Genomic DNA, 14,854 nt, shown 5'->3' with positions numbered 1-14,854 from the left:
TTGGGCAAACGGTCCTTACTTTGTAAAAACTGAAACCGACCCAACCGGAGGTATAAATTATACTATTTCTGGAGTTTCACAATTATTAAGTACGCCTTATGCTTTATATGCCAAAACCTCTGGAAGTTCAATTCCTGGTCCACAAGGAATTCAAGGTTTAACTGGCGCGACTGGTCCACAAGGAATTGCAGGATCTAACGGTACAAATGGAACCAACGGACAAGGCGTTCCAACTGGTGGTGCGGCAAACCAAGTATTAGCAAAAATAGACGGAACAAACTACAATACTGCTTGGGTAACACCTGCTGGTGCAGATAACTTAGGGAATCACACCGCCACTACAACACTAAATATGAACAGTAACGCTATTACTAATACTACAAACATTACTGCTACAGGAACTGCAACTTTAGGAGGAAACACTTATCCAACAACAACAGGTACCAACGGACAGGTATTACAAACCAATGGAGCTGGTGCTCTAAGTTGGGGCTCAGCTTCAGGTGGTGGCTCTAGTTTACAATTGGTAGTTACAAAAACTGTTGGTCAAACAACACAAGTCGCAAGCTCGTTGACTTTAGCTGCTGATGTTGTTAATTTTGAAAGTGCTAATGGTACAGGTGCTACGCTTACGGGCGGAAATACATGGACAAATACCAATACTTTTACTGTAGGTGCAACAGGTGCAGGTACTTATTTGATACAAGTACAACTAATGGGGGGAACGAATAATACACCTCCTATGCCGATGATTGAAATGAATAACACGGGTAATGGTGCATCCAATTTTTATGGAACATCTGTTACTAATAATAATGCACAGACTCCTCATAAATATAGAGGGCAACTGACTTCGGTAGTGTATATGACCGCTGGCGAATTTTTTAAAATTAGAGCTTTGAGTGCATCAAATGTTATAGGAGCTGATTTTACGACCAATGGCAGTACCAAGGTTACCGTAGTCAAGCTAAATTAGAACCAATTAGTCAAAACAATAATATTAAATAGGCTGGCTGTTGTGGTCGGCCTATTTGTTTTAATTTTGCAAGTTATGAAACAGTTTTTTCTACACCCCAAAAAAGCACAGTGGTTCATTTTTGTCCTTGCTGTCTTGATTTATGCCAATACTATTCCTAATAAATGGGCTATAGATGACAGTGTCATTGTGCAACACAATAGTTTTGTAAAAAAAGGCGTTTCGGGCATTCCTGATATTTTGAGCAAAGATGCCTTTGCTGGCTTTTATGGAAATGACATCAATGCGGTTGCTGGAGGCAGGTACCGACCACTAACGCCTATAGTGTTTGCCGCTCAGGCAGAAGTGTTTGCTCCTACCAAAAAAGACGAAAATCAAAAAATTGAAAAAGATAAGGAAGGGTATAAAATAAAGGATCTTTCAGAAAAAACGTGGTTTGCAAATATCCTTCATTTTTTTAATATCCTTTGGTATGGTTTGCTTTGCTTGGTTTTATATAGAACTTTGTTGCTACTATTTTCGATAAAAAGCAAGGAAAATGTTTTCAAAAAAAATTTTATTGCGTTAGGTACAACATTGCTTTTCGCGGTGCATCCTTTACATACTGAGGCTGTTGCAAATGTGAAAGGCTTAGATGAAATTTTGGCTTTATTAGGAGCGTTAGCAAGTTTGTATTGTGTGCTAAAACTAGTAGAAATAAAAAATGAAAGTAATGAGGGTACATCGAAACTAAAATGGCAACTGGGCGCGGTCGCATCTTTTTTCGCAGCCTTAATGGCCAAAGAATCTGCAGTTACTTTCATAGCTGTAATTCCAATTGCGCTGTGGTTTTTTTCAGAAGTGTCACTTAAAACCATTTTTAAACTAACAGTCCCTTTGTTGCTGCCTTTGGTTCTCTTTCTAGGTATTCGCAATGCCGTATTACATCAGCCTAATAAGGGTGAAATTGCAGAAGAATTGATGAACGATCCTTTTCTAGTATTAGATCCTCAATCGAAATACGAACCATTGATTGAAGGGTCATCTATAAAAAAACTTGTGGAGCCTAATGCCAACACCTTTACCCAAATGCCGTACAGCAACAAATTGGCAACAAATTTTTATACGTATACTGTTTACTTGAAATTGTTGGTAGCTCCTTATCCTTTAACAACCGATTATTACCCAAGGCATATTGAAATAAAATCATTTTCAGACATCAGTGTATTGTTTTCTGTGTTGTTACATTTATTCCTTTTTATTTGGGCCCTCTTTCATATCCATAAACGAAATAGTATTGCGTTTGGCATTTTGTACTATTTCATTACTTTTTCAATTGTATCTAATTTATTCTTTCCAATAGGTACCAATATGGCGGAACGTTTTATGTTTATGCCTTCACTTGGTTTTTGTTTGATTGTAGTTTACTTAGTGTATCAATTAGGTTCAAAATGGAGCAAGCCGAATGAGATTAACGGTTTCAGTGCAATTTACAAAAGTGCGGTAGTTGTTGTACTTGTTTTTTCAGGACTTACCATCAATAGAAATTTTGACTGGAAAGATAACTTCACTTTATTTTCAAAAGACGTCTTAGTTTCGAAAAACAGTGGTAAAATCCAAACCGATTTAGCTGGGGAAATGATAAATAAAGCCATTACAATGCAATCAGTAAAAGAAAAAGAAATTGAAGATTGGACTTTAGAAGAAAAATTAGAGGCTTTAAAAGAAAACCAATATGAGCGCATGGAATTGGTGAAAGGGGCAATCCCTCTATTAAAAAAGTCCCTCGAGGTACACCCTATGAGTAATGCCGCTTGGTTGCAAATGGCCAATGGACAGCACTTTTTAGGGCAAATCGAAGATAATGAGCCCAAAGTAAATTTAACTTATTTACACACGGCCTTAGCTGCTTATGACCAAGCGTATTACTATCGAGGAAGAAGAATGGACTCTACAATTGTTAAATACAAAGCCATCTGCTTGATGGATATAGGTAAATTGATCGGACAAAAACTAGGAGATATTCCCGGTGCTATCGCCTCTTTAGAAAAAGCTAAAGCATTGAGTCCAAAAAATGCGGAAATTTATCTCTTACTAGGAACAGCCTATTCGATGATTAATGATTACGAAAAAACAATTGAAAACTGTTTAAAAAGTGTTTCGCTCCGATCAAATGACAGAGATACAAAACAAAACTTGGCTGTTGCTTATCAGCAATATGCGTTTGCTAATGCAACCAAGCGTAACTTATTGCCATTGGCCGAGAAAATGCTCTTGGACGTTTACAAAGAAGAGAAAAAGTTAGATGATAATGACGTCACTAAAAAAGACGCCATGATTCGTACTTTGGATTTAATTTATAAAAATTATACCATACAAGGCAAGATGGATAAGGCAAACGAATATAAGAAAGAAGTACTGAATTTGAATCCAAATGCTTATCGTAATTAAAAACATATGAAAGATCTTTCGTTTAAGAAAAGCCTACTCTATTTTAGTGTTATTTTATTAGTACTAGAGTTATTGCTGTACAAAGATTTTATTTTTGGTGAATATTATTTTTTGTACAAAGATTTAGGTGACGATATTTATAATGTTGGTTACCCAGAATTATATTCAAAAATGGAAGCCCTTAAAAATGGGCATCTTCCTAGTTTTAGTTTTAATACAGCATTAGGAGAGAATAAATATCCGTTTTCCATAGAGCCCATTGCTCTAACTGTAACCTATTTATTCTTTAAAAATGACATTGCAAGTGCTTTTATTTGGATGCAGTTGATTTATACTTTTCTTGCTGGCTTTTTCTTGTTTGTCTTTTTTAGAAAAAAAGGAATCCATGTTTTGGCAGCTGGGATTGGAAGTGTTTTGTTTGCTTTTAGTGGCTATATGATTGGTTGCAGTACCTGGTACTTAGTACAGTTTTCTAACGATATGATGCTTTTTGCTTTGTTTCTTCTATCCCTTCATTATTTTCAAGAAAACAAAAAAGTCTACCTCCTTACGATCACAACTGCACTGATTGGAATGGCGTATACTTCCATAATACTTTATTTTGCATTCCTTTTAGCGGTAATTTATCTTCTTGTTAATTATGATTCCAACAAATCTCTAAAATTAAGATTACAGCAATTAGCAAAACTCGGCTTTGCAGGTTTGTTAGGCCTAGGACTTGCAAGCTTCATACTTTTAAGTAATCTTCATCAGATGCTCAACAGCCCAAGGGGTAAAGGCATGTATCCACTTATGGATAAATTGAAGCAAACGCCACTTCAATTCGCTGAAAAACCAGAGCTCGGCACTTCTTTTTTACGACTTTTTTCGAATAACTTACAAGGAATTGCTGAAAATTACCAGGGTTGGTACAACTATTTTGAAGCACCATTTTTATATTCAGGTTTGGTGGTTCTTTTGCTTATTCCGCAACTTTTTCATTTTGTTGATAGGCGAAAACGACTGATTTATGGAGGGATTTTATTCTTTTTCATAGTAATAATTGCAGTGCCACTTTTTCGACATGCGCTCTGGTTATTTACAGGCAACTATTACAGAATGATTGGAATGTTAGCAACCATTGTCTTTATTTACTTCGCCACAATGTCTTTTGACTTTGTAATCAAGCAAGGGAAGGTTTATTTTAAAACACTTCTTTTAACAATTGTTGGTTTTCTTACACTATTATTTGCACTGAAAAGCCAAATAGCGATAGACGCTTCTCCGAGTGTCTTTATTGTGATTTCTTTCCTAATCGCTTATTTTACCTTGCTTTATTTTTTTGGTAAAAAACGCTTGATTAATTATTTCCCACATCTATTAGTAGGATTTATTGTTTTGGAGATTTTCATTTTTGCAACTCCGACCCTACAAGATAGATTGCTTGTTACAAAAGATGATGTGAAAGTAGGGAAAGGCTTTTTTGATGTTACTAAAAGTATTATCAAAGATATCAAACAAAAAGATTCTTCATTTTTTAGAGTGGAAAAAGATTTTTTCTCTGGAAATTCAAGAGTTTATAGCTATAATGAAGCGCAAATTCAAGGTTTTTATGGGAGTTCAGGATACTGGGCTTTTCATAATTCTAATTACATAGCATTCCTAAAAAGTATAGATACTCTTAATTATAAAGATGAAATCGGATCGAGATATGTGAGAGGAATTCGAGAAATACCTAAAGCCATGCAATTGTGTGGGGTAAAATATTTCATTTCTAATCAAGATAGCCTAAAAAAGAATCAAGGCGAATTTGAATTTTTAAAATCGATAAATGGTTATTCCTTGTATAAATTAAAAAACCATAGGTCTTTAGGTTTTGCATTTACAAATTATATCACTGAAAAAGAGTTTGATAAACTAACTTTAAGTCAAAAGCACAAAATAGTAAACAAGTCAATAGTTGTCGAAGAAAAAGATATAAAAAAGCTAACGGAGTTAAAGTCCTATTATAAACCAGTTTCAAATGATAGTATTCCTAAACAATTATTGATTAGTTCTTTTAAGGAAAATGAAATAATGGGTAGCATAAAAATTGACCAACCCTCACTACTTTTTCTTTCAATTCCTTTCGATGACGGCTGGAAAATCAATGTCAATGGACATGAAACGATTAAATATAAAGTTTTTCACGGACTAACAGCAGTGTATCTTAATATGGGAAATCATAAATTTGAAATGACATTTTTACCTCCATATAAAAGTATAGGATTTGCTATTTCAATACTATCCGTTTTAATAGGTATTACAATACTTAGTATAAGAAAAATTAAAGACATCAAAACAAAATGAACAGGACTATAACCAATAGCATTCGATATATTATTGACGAATTTGTACCACCTATTTTAAGGGATAGTAAATGGTTTATGTATCTATTTTTTTTCATCTTTTTTAAAGGAAAAAAAATTAAGCTATACATGGAGTTTAAACAACTTGTATATTTAATGAACGATCAGGAATATGCAGAAGCCTATAGACAACTAGATTGTATGGGAACCGATAGGCCTACAGATCTAAATCAGCTCAGTATTAATTATATGCTTAAAAATATTTCTTCTGAAGCTACTAACTTGTTAGATGTTGGTTGTGGTAGAGGATATTGGTTAAACAAATTAGGTGAAATTACAAACTTAAACCTCACAGGCTTTGATATGCACGATTCGGTAGCTTTAACAACAGCTACTTATGTGCAAGGAAGAATAGAAAAACTTCCTTTTGCAGAAAAATCTTTTGACATTGTTACCTGTCATCACTTACTTGAACATTTAAAAGATCTTCCTGCGGCAATCTCTGAACTTAAACGAGTAGCAAAAAAGCAACTAATTATCGTTGTGCCTTGTCAACGTTATTATTACTATACCTTGGATATGCATATAAATTTTTTCCCCATAAAAGAATACTTGCAAGAGGTAATGAAAATTGAAAAATATACTTGCGAAAATAAATGGGGCGATTGGGTTTATATTGGATATCTAGATTAGTTTTAATACAATAAGATGCTAAACAACAAAAAAATAATAGTAGTACTTCCAGCTTATAATGCCGAAAAAACTCTAGAGCAAACTTATACCGAAATTCCATTCGATATTGTAGATGAGGTTATTTTGGTTGATGATTCTAGCATTGACAACACTTTAGAAATAGCACAAAAACTAAACATCCATCATATTGTCAAGCACGACAAAAATCGCGGATACGGTGGTAATCAAAAAACGTGCTACAACAAAGCTTTAGAATTGAAAGCGGATATAGTAGTGATGCTTCATCCTGATTATCAATATACGCCAAAACTAATTACCGCTATGTGTAGCATCATTGCCAACGAAGTTTATCCTGTTGTATTTGCAAGTCGGATTTTAGGAAAAGGTGCGTTAAAAGGCGGAATGCCTATTTATAAATACATAGCCAATAGAATATTAACACTCATTCAAAACCTCCTAATCAATCAGAAATTGAGCGAATACCATACTGGTTTTAGAGCTTACAGCAAAGAGGTTTTAGAAAAAATAGACTACAACAACTTTAGCGAAGACTTTATTTTTGACAACCAAATGGCTGTTCAAATTTTTGCTAAAGGTTTTGAAATAGGTGAAATAAGCTGTCCGACAAAATACTTTGCAGATGCTTCGAGTATTAATTTTAAAAGAAGCATCGTTTATGGCTTGCGAGTTTTGTGGGAATCATTTAAGTGTTTTTTATCGAATATTTATAAAAAAGTCCCTTGTACATAATTTACAAACAAATCCGCACAAAGAGTGTATAAATAAAAACATGTAAACTCGACAAATTATAAAAACATTTGAGAAATTCTAAATGGAATTTTATAAACATATATCCTAGTTCTCGTTAAATACTCTATCCCAAATCATATCATTAAAATTTTTACCCATCATAAAGAAATAGTAATCAATAGTAGCAACCATAGATTTAAACATGAATAAGAAAATAATGATTGGCGCAAATTCTACGGATTTACTGAAAGCATTATCTGGCGTTATATAAGTTCCAACCCAACTAATACCCAACAAAATAAGATAAAGTTAATTATATTTTTAACTGGTAAAACTTGAAGTTTTTATACCAAGCCAAATCATTTCCCCATTTGTGAATTAAGTAGTAATAATCATTACCAATAGGAGCAAACAACAACGGATCGTCATATTTTTTCAAATTAAAAGCTTTACTTGGCGCCATAATTTTCAAACCACTTAATTTGGTATTATGATTTTTCTCTAAAGCATTTATTTTGGAAATAGCTTCTTCTGGAATTTCGTTTTTAAATAATTACTATCCAAAAAAAATATAAAAACTATACTTGATGAACCTGAGAGTAGAAGAGAATGGATGTTAGATTGTTTTAGTAAAGCTTGCTAACATTTAAAAAGAGAACAACAATACAAAGTAGGGCAAGACGGCTATCACGCAGAACTAATTTATAGCAACACATTTATAAAACAAAAAGTGGATTACATACACGCCAATCCTGTTAAAGATAAAACGGTTGCTTATCCTGAGGATTATTGTTTTAGTTCAGCCAGAAACTACGCCGGTTTAGAAAACGAATTGGAAGTTGTTTTGTTAGATTTTTTTTTCATAACGAATTCAAAAAGTTGATTTTTTTACGACCACCGTCACTTCGAGTGTTTTTTCTAAAATTGCGTTTGGCTATTTTGTAAAAAATGTATCGAGAAGTGTAGTAACGAAATAATCATTTTTCCAGTAGTTCTCGATACAATTTTATATTTCAAAAACTAACGTTTTTAAAACACAAAATCACTCGAAGTGACGATAGTGTTTACTTGTGTTTTTAATTTTTTAAAACATACTAACATAAAAAGCAATTTTCGATGAAATAGTTATTTGTTTAAAATTATCTATTAGGCACAGCATTGCTAACTTCCCAACCAATAGTTTCAACATTTGAATAATTATTTATTTTATGTTTAAATTCTTTTCGACTGTTAGCTGAGATAAAGTCATTTACTGTAAAGCTTTCTCTATTTAATTCAGTTTTTGAATTATCATAAAATATTACTTCAATAGTAACATCTTTATAGGCTGTAATTGTTGCTTTATTATCAATATATCCATCAATTACAAGTTTTGTTCCTAAAAAATTTTTATGATAATTTCCACCAGCTGTTAAATAATTTGTTGGATAGGTTGCTTCCATTTCTTCAGGAGATAAGCTCTCTTCCATAAAACCTTTTGCAGACGAATCATTTTGAGCGACAACAATGCTTATTATAGAAAATAGTCCAACTATTACTAAAAAGACAATTGCTATTTTTTTTAATAAACTTGTAAACGACCTTTTTTTAGGCTCATCTTCAACTACTCTTTTTCTTGGAGCTTCTTGAACTATTTTTTTTATTGGTGGAGGAATAGCAGCAAGAACGCTACTTAATTCTTCCACTTCACTTACGTTCTTCCAATCGCTCATGCCTTCGCACCAAATAGGCGTATCACGAGTTATTTTCTTTTCTTTTAATTCTTCAATATCAAATGGTCCAATGTTTTCTGAACCGTTGTGTAAGTAGTATTTTTTCATTATTGTAAATTATTTTTTTTCAAATTTGTTTGATAATTCTAACAAATCAAATACAGAAACTCCAGTGTCTCTTAAAATGTCGATTGCATATAAAAACACAGTAGTTAACAATGTGCAAACAATCAAATCTTTGTATTCAAATAAAAGAATTTTACTACCGTTAATTATTAAAATTATTATTGAAAGACAAATTAGAAATATCTGCTCTTTTAAAGAAAATTTCATTTCTTTATATGTTGCATCAAAATTTAATTCTTTAAATTTAGTAGTTAACTCTGCCATCTTAATTGATAATAATCCTGTTGTAGCAGTATTTATTGCTAATAAAGTTAAAAGAATAATTATCAAATTAGCACAAAGAAAATCTAATAGAAAATTTGATTCTAAATATTTACTGAGAACGTTAAGAACAACGGACATCATCAAGAAAAAAGATATGTTTTTTATAGTATTCAATTTTTGATTATTTCTTTATACATTTTTAAAACTTGGTCATGAGATCCTTCTAAATAAACTTGGTCAATATCAATTTTTTTAATATTATCACTTGTTTTTAATTGTTTAGAAATACCTTTTACCTTTAGTTTTATTTCTCCACCTCCTTTAGAAGAATAATCAACAAGTCCTTCTAATTCCTTATTTGATTCATTAATTTTTTCCAATTTACCATTTTCTGGTGCTTTTAATAAAATATTGCTTCTATGAGCATTGGTGTTTTCTGCAAATTTTTTAAAAGCATCAGGTAATGATTTCGATATACTTGCTAGATTTGGCTTTATGATTTCTATATTTATATAAGTAATTTGACCTTGATGTCTTTTAACTAAAGTCCAAAATGTTTTTTTATCAAAAACCTCATTTGTTTCAATATTTAAATATTTTAAATGAAGGTATTTTTTAAAAATTGTGATAAGTACATTTTTTGTTGCATTGACAGATGTAAATACTTCTATATCTTCACTAATGTATATTTTTTGAATATCAGGGTCATTATTGATAATTAAATAAACATAAGGCTCTGTTTTTACTTCCTTTTCAGTAAAATCTTCAACAATTTTACCAAATTTTTTATTTGAAACTTTAAACAAATAAATATTATCAGTGCTATCTATTAGCTTAAATAAATTTTTTTCTCTTTTTGTGTCTTTTAATGAATTAATGATTTCTTCAAAAATTTCATTTTTCTTTTCTTTAAGTTCATCAAATGACGGCTTTGGGCCATGTAATTCTAATGCTGTTTGTTCTGTTTCTAATGGTAAAAGATGGTACCTATACTCACTAAATGTAATAGTTTTACTCATTTTATATTTATTTATTTAATTGGTTGGTTTTAATTTAACTATTCTCAACAATCCCAATCTCTTCCTCACTCAACCCATAAAGTTCATAAACCATTGCATCAATAGCTTTATCAGTAACAGCAATTTCATTTTGCAACTTATTAGCTTTAGCTTTATTTTCTTCAAATAAATCGATCCAGTCAAACTCCTCTTTTTTAGTAAGTGGTGTGCCTTTTTGGGTTTTTATGGCTTTGTTGATTTCTTTTATAAAATCCTCAAACGATAAACCATACCATTTTTCTAACTTACCACTAAGCTTTTCTATTTTAAACTGACCAGTAAAATACTTGCTGAATTTGGAACTTACTTCTTGTAATTCTTTATTTAATGTTAACATTAAATCTGATTTTTCTATGAAGGGTTGTTGATCTTCTTTTGAAATTGATTTTATCGGCAAATTTTTCAGTTCATTAACTTTTATTTTAGGAAATAAATCATCTTCTTCAGAATAAAATTTTCTGAAATAAAAACCATATAATTTACTATTTAATAATCCAGTATAATATTCTAAACTTTCATTTTTATCTTTATAATTTGTACAAACATATAATGTTTGGTCTGCATAAAACTTCTCCGTATCAAGAAAAGCAAATAGATAGTCACTAATTACTTGTCTTACTAATATTTTAGGTTGTTCATAATAATATTGGCTTTTTGGCGACATTAGCCATTTACCCCAATTAATATAGCTTTCTTCCCAATTAAATGAATATCTCTTTATTCCTTTACCTTTAATTTCTTTTTTGAAATTGTCATTAATTTTAATATTTGAATGATATATTTTGTTGTTTACATCTTCAACTAATAAGGGTTTTCCAACTAAATTAATTCCATAACCTGCTTGATATGGCTTAAAACCATTAGATATATCTAATATTTCTGAAAATCTATATTCAGATAAATTCATTTTTTTAAGAATAAAATCAATTTTATTATCTGAGGCAAAAGATATTAAAGCATTAGAATTATTTAGCCACTCATACTGTTTAAATGGATAATGCATTTCTAAATCTTGACCTACAATTACTGAATGATTTTTTTCTGCAATTTTGTTTCTTAAAATGAAAATTGAAGTTTCAACATTAGCATCTTCAAAAATTATTTTTCTATTGAAATTTATTAATATTTCAATAGAAGTTTCGTTAATAAATAATTCTCTTAATTTTTTAGCATATTTATTCGATAACCAGGCATTTGGTATGATATAGCCAATATATCCGTTGTTTTTAGTAAGATGTTTTATCGCTTTTTCTGAAAAAATATAATAAACTTCTGAGTGTCCTATGACAGAATTATAGTTATTCCTGAAAAAATTAATATCAATTTCATTCAATTTCGCTCCATAAGGCGGATTCCCAATCACAACATCAAAACCACCATTCGCAAAAACTTTAGGAAATTCGTTTTGCCAGTTAAACGCTTTGTCGCCAGCAATGGCAGCATCATCAATTAATGAATTACCACATTTTATATTGTTGTTGAGGCTGTTTAATTTTCTATTGCGTTGTGCGGTGCGTAACCATAACGAGAGTTTGGCAATTTCTACACTTTCTTCGTTGAGGTCAACTCCAAAAAGGTTGTTTTCTAAAATGCTTCCTTCTACATCACTCAATACCAATGCGTCACCAAACAGTTTGGCTTGCAGTTCATCTACATATTTATGCTCGGCAATTAAAAACTCTAAGGCTTGGTTCAAGAACGCGCCACTACCACAAGCTGGATCTACAATGGTTAGTTGCAACAACCAGTTGCGGTAACTGTCTAAGGTTTCTTTTAGTTTCTTTTTAGTTACAACCGTTATTTTTTTGTCAGTAGAATATTTGGTTTCATCCAACTCAATTTCTAGTTTCTTTTCTTCGCATAGTTTGCCAATGGTGTTGTCAACTATGTATTTGGTAATGTATTTGGGTGTATAAAAAACGCCGTCTTTCTTGCGTTTGGTTTTGGTTTTATCAACTTCTTGTCCTTCAATGGCATTAGTAATTTCGTCTATTTCGTTCAATGAATTTTCAAAAATATGCCCAAGAATGTTTACGTCAACTTCACTTTCAAAATCGTAATCGCTAAGTTTTTTAGTATGTTTAAAAAGTAAATCGTCGTTTATAGTAATGTTATCCAACAAATCATCGGGTTGAAACAAGCCACCATTGTAGGCATAAATATCATATTGTGCTGTTACAATTTCGTTGGTGTGTTTTCCAAAAGCAGGCAAACTTACTCTTGCACCTGTATTCAAATCATTAAAATACATTTTGTATCTATCGTACAACGAAATAGGAATACGTGCTTCACGGAGTTTCTGCCATTCGAGATTGATGCTAAATATTAAATTGGTGGGTAACAATTGTCGGTCTTCGGCAAAGAAAATAAACAAAAATCTATCGAGTAGTTTTTGGGTTTTCTTAAACAATTCCAGTTGGTTGTATTGCGGATTGAGTTGTACAATATCGGTAAACAATTCTTTACGAAACGCCGAGTAGTCTTTGTACAATTCTTTGGTAATCTTGTCTTCGTTAGAAACACTTTCGTATTTTATTTTCTTAGGCAAATCGGTTTGCATGCTTTCCAGCGAAAGACAGAGGAAGAGTAAATTAAATTCTTCGCGTGATAGCGTAAATAAATTAAATTCTACAAACTCGGTTGCATTATCAATATAAAAGCGAAGTTTTTCAAAGTTGGAAATGATTACATAACTGCACTCTTTCTGGTTGTTTTTATAGCCAAATGCCTGAGTTTCTATTTTGGATAAGTCGGTAGTTTCGGTTCCTTTAAGTTCAATTACAGCATGCACATTTTCGTTTAAGATTATCGCACCATCGGCTTTCTTACTGTTGGTTTCGTTTTTCTGTTCGGTAATTAAATTATAATTGGTGTTTGGATGTTGCGTATAACCAAGCACTTGCACAAACAAATCGTTTAAGAAAATCGCTTGGTATTGCTCTTCTTTGCTGTTGCGGATATTCTGTTGCTTAATAGAATTATGGAATATTGTTGTAAACAAGTGCCACTTTTGGTCAAGAATAAGTTTGTTGAGCGTGTTAGAATATTTTTTAACAACAGTATTTTGAAATAAAGACATAGCTAGAATTAAGATTGTTTTTCAAACCTACCAAATATAATTCATTCAGGCAAGTTACAACCACGTAGTTTTACGTGATTATCAACAAAGATAAAAACCGTAAAACAATATATTTTACGGTTTTCCTCATTTAGATGATTTTTTTTACTTTCTCAATATTTTGCTTTTCATTTTACTAAAAAATTCTGGAGTAACGCCAATATAAGAAGCAATTTGTTTTTGAGGAATATGATTGATAAGTGTTGGGTATTTGTGGCAGAATTTCTCAAACCGTTCTTCGGCCGAAAGGCTTAAACTATCCATCAATCGTTCTTGATGTGCAACGAGTGAATTTTCGGATAGAATCCTGAAAAAACGCTCTAGTTTTGGAATTTCTTCGTACAGTTTTTGTTGGTTTTCTCTACTGATAATTACTACTTGGGCATCTTCAAGAACTTCAATAAACAAATTTCCAGGTTTGCCCGAAATGTAGCTGTACATATCACCAATCCACCAACCATGACAGGCAAAATGTAATACGTGTTCAATAATATTATCGTTGATATTGAAACTTCGCAAAATACCAGAATTGACGAAATAGGTGCTTTTAGAAATTTCGCCCGAACTTAATAAGATAGTTTTGGCTTTATAGTCTCTAGTTTCTGTTTTAGACAAAAACAATTGTTCTTCATCAGGAGTTAAAGAAACGTGCTTGGCGATATTTTCGAGTATTAATTTCATTAGCTCAAAAATACAAATTTTAATTTTAGGTTTAAAAATCTATTTGACTTTTAGGTTTTGCAATGCCCAAATTAATAAAATATTTTTTTCTTTTGGCAATCCAAGTTTTGAAATAATGTTGGTGCGATGGCCTTCAATAGTTCTTTCAGAAAGGAATAAAAGATCGGCTATTTGCTTGCTGGTTTTTTGCTTTGCTATAAGTTCTATTATTTTTTTTTCGCTCAATGTTAAACTAGAAAGTCCATGATTAGTGCTGTCAGCATCAAAAATTAAGTCATCGTTTAAATGCGCACTGACATAGCGATTTCCTTTTTTAACTTCAAGCAAGCATTTCTCTAGTTCGGTGTGGGCATATTCTTTTAGTATGTAACCATAAATTTCATATTCTTTTGCTTTTTTATAAATGGTCATTTCTTTGTGCATTGTCAACAAGACTACTTTTGTTCTTAATTTGTTTTCAAACACTTTTTTAGCAACATCCAATCCGTCTAATCCGGGCATATTAATGTCTAAAATTGCAATATCTGGTGTGTGCAACTGTATAGAATTGAGAGCCGAAATTCCGTTAGAACAAGTATCGATAACGTTGTATCCATACGATTCTACAAAGCTTTTTGTGCCTTGAAGTGTAAATGGATGATCGTCTGCAATTAGAATTTTCATAGTTGTTTTTTTATTTCAATAGATACAATTGTGCCATTTTTATCAGAAACTATTTT

At 31.6% G+C, this 14,854-nt stretch carries 12 protein-coding genes and 2 pseudogenes; 6 read left to right on the top strand and 8 right to left on the bottom strand.

The window, feature by feature from the left end:
• From ACH2CG_RS04915 to ACH2CG_RS04895, 5 genes and pseudogenes are all read left to right on the top strand, one after another.
• Positions 1-976 (top strand): annotated as a pseudogene (locus tag ACH2CG_RS04915) (hypothetical protein); the annotation flags it as partial.
• Positions 977-1,051: 75 nt separating this feature from the next.
• A complete protein-coding gene (locus tag ACH2CG_RS04910) occupies positions 1,052-3,406 on the top strand; it encodes a tetratricopeptide repeat protein (RefSeq protein ID WP_395062788.1) in 2,355 nt (784 codons plus the stop codon).
• Between the two features lie 6 nt (positions 3,407-3,412).
• Positions 3,413-5,734 (top strand): YfhO family protein, encoded by a 2,322-nt coding sequence (locus ACH2CG_RS04905; RefSeq protein ID WP_395062786.1) that lies wholly within the window; start codon positions 3,413-3,415, stop codon positions 5,732-5,734.
• Entirely contained in the window at positions 5,731-6,426 is a 696-nt protein-coding gene (locus ACH2CG_RS04900) for a class I SAM-dependent methyltransferase (RefSeq protein WP_395062784.1), read from the top strand. Before ACH2CG_RS04905 ends, ACH2CG_RS04900 begins: the two co-directional genes overlap by 4 nt.
• Before the next feature lie 15 nt (positions 6,427-6,441).
• Positions 6,442-7,176 carry a glycosyltransferase family 2 protein gene (locus ACH2CG_RS04895; RefSeq protein WP_395062782.1) on the top strand — a complete coding sequence of 245 codons (735 nt, stop codon included), beginning with the start codon at positions 6,442-6,444 and terminating at the stop codon, positions 7,174-7,176.
• 105 nt (positions 7,177-7,281) lie between these two features.
• Here the strand turns inward: ACH2CG_RS04895 and ACH2CG_RS04890 are convergent, their stop codons facing one another.
• Complete coding sequence (locus ACH2CG_RS04890; RefSeq protein WP_395062780.1) at positions 7,282-7,470, bottom strand: hypothetical protein; 189 nt, start codon at positions 7,468-7,470, stop codon at positions 7,282-7,284.
• A gap of 19 nt (positions 7,471-7,489) precedes the next feature.
• On the bottom strand, positions 7,490-7,639 hold the full coding sequence (locus tag ACH2CG_RS04885; RefSeq protein ID WP_395062778.1) for a hypothetical protein: 150 nt from the start codon (positions 7,637-7,639) through the stop codon (positions 7,490-7,492).
• 96 nt (positions 7,640-7,735) lie between these two features.
• Between ACH2CG_RS04885 and ACH2CG_RS04880 the strand changes: the two are divergent.
• Positions 7,736-8,059: pseudogene (locus ACH2CG_RS04880) on the top strand (transposase); the annotation flags it as partial.
• 256 nt (positions 8,060-8,315) lie between these two features.
• Here the strand turns inward: ACH2CG_RS04880 and ACH2CG_RS04875 are convergent.
• The 6 genes from ACH2CG_RS04875 to ACH2CG_RS04850 form a co-directional block, all read right to left on the bottom strand.
• The gene (locus ACH2CG_RS04875) at positions 8,316-8,996 is read right to left on the bottom strand and encodes a DUF4339 domain-containing protein (RefSeq protein ID WP_395062776.1); all 681 of its coding nucleotides are present in this window, start codon (positions 8,994-8,996) and stop codon (positions 8,316-8,318) included.
• Between the two features lie 9 nt (positions 8,997-9,005).
• Positions 9,006-9,452, bottom strand: coding sequence for a hypothetical protein (locus ACH2CG_RS04870; RefSeq protein WP_395062771.1), 447 nt, complete (start codon positions 9,450-9,452; stop codon positions 9,006-9,008).
• Complete coding sequence (locus ACH2CG_RS04865; RefSeq protein ID WP_395062769.1) at positions 9,449-10,297, bottom strand: hypothetical protein; 849 nt, start codon at positions 10,295-10,297, stop codon at positions 9,449-9,451. Before ACH2CG_RS04865 ends, ACH2CG_RS04870 begins: the two co-directional genes overlap by 4 nt.
• A gap of 34 nt (positions 10,298-10,331) precedes the next feature.
• Positions 10,332-13,415, bottom strand: coding sequence for an Eco57I restriction-modification methylase domain-containing protein (locus ACH2CG_RS04860; protein ID WP_395062767.1), 3,084 nt, complete (start codon positions 13,413-13,415; stop codon positions 10,332-10,334).
• A 144-nt stretch (positions 13,416-13,559) separates the two neighbouring features.
• Entirely contained in the window at positions 13,560-14,135 is a 576-nt protein-coding gene (locus ACH2CG_RS04855; RefSeq protein WP_395062765.1) for a Crp/Fnr family transcriptional regulator, read from the bottom strand.
• Between the two features lie 39 nt (positions 14,136-14,174).
• The gene (locus ACH2CG_RS04850; protein WP_395062763.1) at positions 14,175-14,798 is read right to left on the bottom strand and encodes a response regulator; all 624 of its coding nucleotides are present in this window, start codon (positions 14,796-14,798) and stop codon (positions 14,175-14,177) included.
• Between the last annotated feature and the right edge of the window lie 56 nt (positions 14,799-14,854).

This window comes from Flavobacterium sp. (genome assembly GCF_043778725.1).
In the GTDB taxonomy this organism is placed as follows: domain Bacteria; phylum Bacteroidota; class Bacteroidia; order Flavobacteriales; family Flavobacteriaceae; genus Flavobacterium.
This window is presented reverse-complemented; position numbering and strand designations above follow the sequence as displayed.